General features: G+C 60.4%; 8 protein-coding genes. 4 read left to right on the top strand and 4 right to left on the bottom strand.

The annotated features are described in order from the left end of the window. The 4 genes from ACTIFE_RS20300 to ugpB all read right to left on the bottom strand — a co-directional run. On the bottom strand, positions 1-184 hold a 184-nt coding region (locus tag ACTIFE_RS20300; RefSeq protein WP_439530963.1), incomplete at its 3' end, for an ATP-binding cassette domain-containing protein. 1 nt (position 185) lies between these two features. Then, positions 186-1,034, bottom strand: coding sequence for a sn-glycerol-3-phosphate ABC transporter permease UgpE (gene ugpE, locus ACTIFE_RS20305; protein ID WP_439530964.1), 849 nt, complete (start codon positions 1,032-1,034; stop codon positions 186-188). Between the two features lie 12 nt (positions 1,035-1,046). Beyond that, a complete protein-coding gene (ugpA, locus tag ACTIFE_RS20310; RefSeq protein WP_439530965.1) occupies positions 1,047-1,931 on the bottom strand; it encodes a sn-glycerol-3-phosphate ABC transporter permease UgpA in 885 nt (294 codons plus the stop codon). A gap of 92 nt (positions 1,932-2,023) precedes the next feature. Continuing rightward, positions 2,024-3,352 (bottom strand): sn-glycerol-3-phosphate ABC transporter substrate-binding protein UgpB, encoded by a 1,329-nt coding sequence (gene ugpB / locus ACTIFE_RS20315; protein ID WP_439530966.1) that lies wholly within the window; start codon positions 3,350-3,352, stop codon positions 2,024-2,026. A gap of 516 nt (positions 3,353-3,868) precedes the next feature. Here ugpB and ACTIFE_RS20320 point away from each other — a divergent pair. From ACTIFE_RS20320 to ACTIFE_RS20335, 4 genes are all read left to right on the top strand, one after another. Continuing rightward, on the top strand, positions 3,869-5,179 hold the full coding sequence (locus ACTIFE_RS20320; RefSeq protein WP_439530967.1) for an extracellular solute-binding protein: 1,311 nt from the start codon (positions 3,869-3,871) through the stop codon (positions 5,177-5,179). A 117-nt stretch (positions 5,180-5,296) separates the two neighbouring features. Continuing rightward, positions 5,297-6,178, top strand: coding sequence for an ABC transporter permease subunit (locus ACTIFE_RS20325; RefSeq protein WP_439530968.1), 882 nt, complete (start codon positions 5,297-5,299; stop codon positions 6,176-6,178). Positions 6,179-6,188: 10 nt separating this feature from the next. After that, on the top strand, positions 6,189-7,031 hold the full coding sequence (locus tag ACTIFE_RS20330; protein WP_439530969.1) for an ABC transporter permease subunit: 843 nt from the start codon (positions 6,189-6,191) through the stop codon (positions 7,029-7,031). A gap of 9 nt (positions 7,032-7,040) precedes the next feature. Next, on the top strand, positions 7,041-7,224 hold a 184-nt coding region (locus tag ACTIFE_RS20335; RefSeq protein ID WP_439530970.1), incomplete at its 3' end, for an ATP-binding cassette domain-containing protein.

The following is a 7,224-nucleotide window of genomic DNA, read 5'->3' on the forward strand; positions in this document are numbered from 1 at the left end:
GGATGTCGCCAGCGGAGATTTCCTCAAGCCCGGCGATCATGCGCAAGAGCGTCGACTTGCCACAGCCCGACGGCCCCACCAGCACGATGAACTCGCCATCGGCGATGTCCATCGACACCCCCTTCACCGCCTCAACACCGCCAGCATAGATCTTGCGGACTTCCTCTAAACTGATCGTCGCCATTTTACTTTTCCGTCTCCACAAGACCTTTGACGAAGAGCTTCTGCATCACGATGATGACAAGCACGGGCGGCAGCATCGACAGGACGGCTGCGGCCATCACATAATTCCAATAGGGCAAGCCGTCGGCCACATCTGCCATCCGCTTGATCGCCATGACGATCGTGTAATAGCCCGTCTCGGTGGTCACCAGCATCGGCCAGAGATACTGATTCCAGCCATAGATGAAGAGGATGACGAAGAGCGCGGCGATGTTGGTCTGCGACAGCGGCAACAGGATGTCGCGGAAGAATTTCATCGGGCCGGCGCCGTCGACGCGGGCGGCTTCCAGCAGTTCGTCCGGCACGGTCAGGAAGAACTGGCGGAACAGGAAGGTTGCTGTGGCCGAGGCCAGCAGAGGTACGGTCAATCCGAGATAGCTGTTCAGCATTCCGAGATCGGCCACGACCTTGAAGGTCGGCAGGATGCGCACTTCCACCGGCAGCATCAAGGTGACAAAGATCATCCAGAAGAAGAGCTGCCGGAACGGAAAGCGGAAATAGACGATCGCGAAGGCTGACAGGATCGAGATCGCGATCTTGCCGGTGGCAATGATCAACGCCATCACCAGCGAATTCAGCATCATCGGCCCAAGCGGCGGGGCGCCGGAGGTGCTGGCCCCGGTCGTCAGCAGGTCCCAATAGGTCTGCAGCGCATGAGGACCGGGGACGAGCGGGATGAGGCCGGACATGAATTCATCCGGCGCCCGCGTCGAAGCGATCAGCGCGACATAGACCGGAAACGCGACGATGATGACGCCGAGAATCAGGACAAGATGCGCGAGGGCAGTGAGCCAGGGTTTGTTTTCGACCATGACGGACTTGTCCTAGTAAGCCACGCGCCGCTCGACATAGCGGAACTGGACGAAGGTGAGCAGGATGACGATGGCCATCAGGATGACAGACTGTGCTGCGGACGAGCCAAGGTTGAGGCCGATGAAACCGTCGGAATAGACTTTGTAGACCAGGATGTTGGTCGACTGCGCCGGGCCGCCTTCTGTGGTGGCGTGGATGATGCCGAAGGTATCGAACATGGCGTAGACAACGTTCACGACCATCAGGAAGAATGAGGTCGGAGACAGCAGCGGCAGCGTGATCGTGAAGAAGCGCTTGAACGGCCCGGCACCGTCGATGGCAGCAGCTTCGCGCAGCGACAACGGGATCGACTGCAGCCCGGCCAGAAAGAAGATGAAATTGTAGGAGATCTGCTTCCAGCTCGCGGCAACGACGACAAGGATCATTGCATCGGTGCTGTTCAGCGAATGATTCCAGTCATAGCCCAGTTGTTCCATGATGAACGGCAGGATGCCGATGGTCGGGTTGAACAGGAACCACCACAGCACACCGGCGATCGCCGGGGCGACGGCGTAGGGCCACAGCAACAGCGTGGTGTAACCGCTGGCGCCCTTGATCAGCCGATCGACGCAGACGGCAAGCAGCAGGGCCAGCCCGAGGGACAGCGCGGCGACGCAAATCGAGAAGACCAGGGTAACCTGAAGCGAGTTCAGGTAGTTCGGGTCGTCGAGCAGCACAGTGTAGTTGGCAAGGCCGACAAATGTCGTCTTGAAGCCGAAGGCATCCTCGCGCAGGAACGATTGCCAGATCGCCTGGCCGGCGGGCCAGAAGAAAAAGATACCCGTGATTGCGAGCTGAGGCGCCAGCAGGAAATACGGCAGAACCTTGTTGGGGAAGATCGTGCGTTTGGTTTGCATCAGGGACACCTGGTCGCGCGACGGACAGAAAGACCCACGTCCCGGCGACCTGAAAGGCGACCGGGACGTGGGCGATTTGGATCCTTTAGGGATCAGTTGGCGTTGGCCGCCTCGAATTCACGCAGCAGCACGTTGCCGCGCTTGTCGAGGTCGCCCAGGGCGACTTCGGCGGTCTTGGCACCGCTCAGGACCTGCTGGAACTCTTCGTCGATGATGTCACGGATCTGCACGTAGCTGCCGAAACGAAGACCCTTGGAGTTGGCCGTCGGCTCGTTCAGCGTCATCTGCTTGATCGACACGTCAGCACCCGGGTTCTTTTCGTAGAAGCCCTGCTGCTGGCTGAGGTCATAGGCAGCCTGGGTGATCGGCAGGTAGCCGGTGTCCTGGTGCCACTGAGCCTGGACTTCCGGCGAGGACAGATAGGTGAAGAAGTTGGCTACGCCCTTGTATTCTTCGTCCTTCTTGCCCTGCAGCACCCACAGGGTTGCACCGCCGATGATCGAGTTCTGCGGCTTGACGTCTGCATAGTGCGGCAGCATCGTGATACCGACCTCGAAGTCCTTCGCATTGGCCAGAACGCCAGCGCGCGAGGCGGAGGAGTTCATGTACATGGCGCATTCCTGCGAGTAGAACTTCGGCGGAGCGTCGTTGCCGCCACCCTTGCCGCCGTACTGGAAGATGCCGGCGTCCTGCCAGGTCTTCAGGTTGGCCCAGTGCTTGGCAACAAGCGGATTGTTGTAGGTCAGTTCGGTCTTCAGACCACCAAAGCCGTTCTCGAGCGTGCCGATCTGCTGGTTATGCCAAGCGGACAGGTTTTCGGTCTGGACCCAGGAAACCCAGCCTGTGGTGAAGCCGCACTTGGCCGCGCCGGATTCCATGATCTTCTTGGAGAAGGATTCCATCTCTTCCCAGGTCTTCGGCGGCGTGTTGGCGTCAAGGCCAGCCTTGGTGAAGACGTCCTTGTTGTAATACAGGACCGGCGTCGAGGAATTGAACGGCATGGAGAGCATGTTGCCCTCGGTGTCGGTGTAGTAGCCAACGACGGACGGCAGGAATGCCTTCGGGTCGAACGGCTCGCCGGCGTTCTTCATCAGTTCATAAACCGGATAGACGGCGCCCTTGGCGGCCATCATGGTGCCGGTGCCGACTTCGAAAACCTGCACGATGTGCGGCTGCTGGCCAGCGCGGAAGGCGGCGATGGCAGCGGTCAGGGTCTCCGGATAGGTGCCCTTGAACACCGGAACGACCTTATAGTCGCTCTGGGTTTCGTTGTACTTGGTCGCGATTGCTTCCAGCTTGGCGCCGAGTTCGCCACCCATGGCATGCCACCAGGTGATTTCGGTTGCGGCGAAAGCTGCGGTCGAAGTGCCAGCCATTGCCGCTGCGGCGACGAGGCTGGCCAGAAGATGACGTTTAGCCATTGTGTTTCCTGCTCCCAGTTGCGGGGCCGTCCGGCCCGGACAGCGCTTGGAACCGGGCATTCAGCCAGAAAGCTGAAAGCCCTGCTTGCCCCTGCGCTGCTTATTGTTTTCATATGAACTGCGCATGTCGTTCATATGAAAGTTGTACGACAATTCAATGACGGCGACAATGCCCTCGCTGCACCAGTTGCATCATGCAACGCAGCAAAGCCAACGAATTCCGCGCATTCGCGATCGCTTGCCATCAAGATTCCAGTATATTCCATCGTATTCCATCGTCACATTCAGGCAACGCACTTTATATTACAGCGCCATCCGCGAGCTTGAACATGGGGTCAATGCGTCATGTAACTGTCGCCAAAGTTTCGCGCGGGCGACATCATGGTTTCATATGAAAACACTACCCAAAGCCGGCTTGATCCTTCTGCCGCCTGCGGGAGGCAGATCCAGACTGCAGGCTCATTCGCGCATGCAACGCCCGACCATCCCGGGCCCGATCCACTCAAGGAGTGTCCCATGTCGTTCCGCACCCTCGTCGCTGGCGCCGTCGCCGCGGCCGCCCTTCTCAGCGCCTCCGCGCCGGCCTTTGCCGCCACCCAGATTTCTTGGTGGCATGGCATGGGCGGCCGCAACGGCGAAATCATCAATGAACTGGCCACCAAGTTCAACGCAGCCCAGTCCGCTTGCGCGCTGACCCCGGTTTCCAAGGGCACCTACGAGGAAGCCCTCGCTTCGGGCATCGCTGCCTTCCGCTCCGGCCAGCAGCCGAACATCCTGCAGGTGTTCGATGCCGGTGCCGCCACCATCATCAACGCCAAGGGCGCGACGGTTGCTGCCGAGGACCTGATCCGCGAAGCCGGTTATCCGTTCAAGGCCGAAGACTTCATCCAGGGCGTGCGTCATTTCTACGCCGACAAGGATGGCAAATTCATCGGCATGCCGTTCAACTCCTCCGCTCCGATCATGTATTTCAACACCGACGCTCTGAAGAAGGCCGGTGTCGAAGCTCCGAAGACCTGGGAAGAGTTCGAAGCCATCGCTCCGAAGCTGAAAGCTGCCGGCTACATCCCGCTGGTGCAGTCGCACCTGCCGTGGGAAATGGTCGAGAATTTCCACTCCCGCAACAACCTGCCGTTTGCCAACAACAACAACGGCTTCGACGGTGCGGAAGGCGCAAAGCTGACCGTCAACTCCCCCGAACAGCGCAAGATGTTCGAGAAGCTGGTCGAGTGGAAGCAGGCTGACCTGTTCGGCTTCTACGGCGCAGGCTGGAACGAGAACCAGAAGCCGTTCGAAGAGGGCAAGGTTGCCCTGTGGATCGGTTCGTCGGGCTCCTTCGGCGGCCTGCAGCAGACGGCCACCATGCCGTTCGGCGCAACGTTCCTGCCCTACTGGGAAGGCATCAAGGGCGCTGGCACCAACTCCTTCATCGGCGGCGCGGCCCTGTTCGCCATGGCCGGCAAGCCGGCTGAAGAGAACAAGTGTTCGGCCGACTTCTTCCAGTTCCTGACCTCGCCTGAGATCCAGTACTGGTACCACAAGACCTCCGGCTACGTGCCGATCACCTCGGCCGCCTATGAACTGGCCAAGAAGGACGGCTATTACACCACCACCCCGGCTGCCGAAGTCGGCATCCAGCAGCTGATGCTGCCGGGCGGGGAATGGTCCAAGGGCTATCGCCTCGGCTTCTACCCGCAGATCCGCGACGTCATGAACCGCGAGTTCGGCAAGGTCTTCGCTGGTGAAGTCAAGGTCGAGGACGCCTTCAAGACCATCGAAGAAGAAGCAAACCAGATCCTCTCCCGCTTCGCCAAGACCGCCGGCTGATCTGATCCTGCCACCAAGACAACGGCCGGGCCCTGCCCGGCCGTTCGTCCTCTCGTCCATTTTGCGTCCTGCCGGCCCTCCGAGGCCGGGACGCCCGCCAGATCCGCGAGCCAGCCCATGAAGCGCGCCCAGTTTTCCTCGCCGCTGCTGCCCTATTTCCTGCTCGCCCCGCAGCTGGCCATCATCTTCATCTTCTTCTACTGGCCGTCGGCACAGGCGATCCAGTCCTCGTTCTACATCGAGGATCCCTTCGGCTTTGGTGCCACCTTCGTCGGGCTCGAGAACTACACCACGGTGCTGGGCTCATCCGAGTATCTACGGATTGCCCAGTTCACGCTTGTGTTCACGCTGATTGTCACCTTCCTGTCGCTGTCCTTCGCCCTGGTGCTGGCGGTGAAGGCCGATGCGGTGCTGACGGGTGCCTCCACCTATCGCAGCCTGCTGATGTGGGTCTATGCCATCGCCCCGCCGGTGGCGGGTCTCATGGGCATCATGTTCTTCGACCAGCACATCGGCCCGCTGGTGGATCTGGCCGCCCTGTTCGGCTGGGACATGCGTGTCGGCGTCAACTATTACGACACCGCCTTCGCCATGGTCGTGATCGCGGTGTGGAAGCAGATCCCGTATAATTTCATCTTCTTCCTGTCCGGGCTGCAGGCCATCCCGAAGCATCTGCGCGAGGCCGCCGCCATCGACTGCCGCTCGGAGCTGCGCCGGTTCTGGACCGTGACCCTGCCGATGCTGGCCCCCACGGCCTTTTTCCTTCTGATCATCAACATGACCTACGCCCTGTTCGACACGTTCGGCATCATTGACGTGGTCACCCGCAACGAGCCGGCCAACAATCCGCTGACGCTGGTCTACAAGGTCTATCTCGACGGTTTCCGGTCCAACGACCTTGGTGGCTCGTCGGCGCAGTCGGTGATCCTAATGATCGTCGTGCTTGTCCTGACCATGGCCCAGTTCCGCTTCATCGAGCGGCGCGTGCATTACGGCTGAGGAGGCCACCATGTCCCGGTTCAAGCCGCTCGATCACCTGATCCTCATGCTGGGGGCCTTCGTCATGATCGCCCCGGTCGTGATGGCCTTCCTGACGTCCACCCACTCCGCCGTCGAGATCCACCAGAACGGACTGATGCTGTCCCTGGGCGACGAGTTCCTGTCGACCTATGGCAAGGTCCTGACCCACAAGGGCGGGTTCACCGGCCAGGTCACCGGCATGACCATGCTGATGAACTCGCTGATCCTCGGTGTCGGCTTTGCCGTGGGCAAGATCATCCTGTCGATGCTTGCCGCCTATGCGCTGGTCTATTTCCGCCTGCCGCTGGCCAGCCTGTTCTTCTGGATCATCTTCACCACTTTGCTGCTGCCGCTCGAAGTGCGCATCCTGCCGTCCTATGAGGTGGTTCAGGGGCTCGGCATGCTGAACAGCTATTCCGGCCTGATCGTGCCGCTGCTGGCCTCGGCCACCGGCACCTTCTATTTCCGCCAGTTCTTCCGCTCCGTGCCGGAGGAACTGGTCGAGGCTGCCCGCATCGATGGCGCCGGTCCCGTCCGGTTCTTCCTCGACATCCTGGTGCCGATCTCGCGCACGATGATTGCGGCGATCTTCATCATCATGTTCGTCTACGGTTGGAACCAGTATCTCTGGCCGACGCTGATGACCAATGACGAGGGCTATTACACCCTGGTGCGCGGCATCAAGACGATCCTGCTTGCCTGGATCGGCTCCAACATCCCCGACTACAACGAGGCCTTCGCCCTGACGATCCTCGCCATGCTGCCACCCGTGCTCGTCGTGGTGGTGTTCCAGAGCTGGTTCATCAAGGGCCTGACCGAAAGCGACAAGTGAGCGACTGCGATGGCGACGATCAGTCTAGAGGAAGTCCGCAAGATCTATGCTGGCGGTGTTGAGGCGGTGAAGGGTGTGTCGATGGACATCGCCGATGGCGAGTTCATCGTGCTGGTGGGGCCGTCGGGTTGTGGCAAGTCGACGCTCTTGCGCATGATCGCCGGGCTCGAGGAGATTTCCTCGGGCACGATCA

It is taken from the genome of Pannonibacter sp. (assembly GCF_051860505.1).
In the GTDB taxonomy this organism is placed as follows: domain Bacteria; phylum Pseudomonadota; class Alphaproteobacteria; order Rhizobiales; family Stappiaceae; genus Pannonibacter.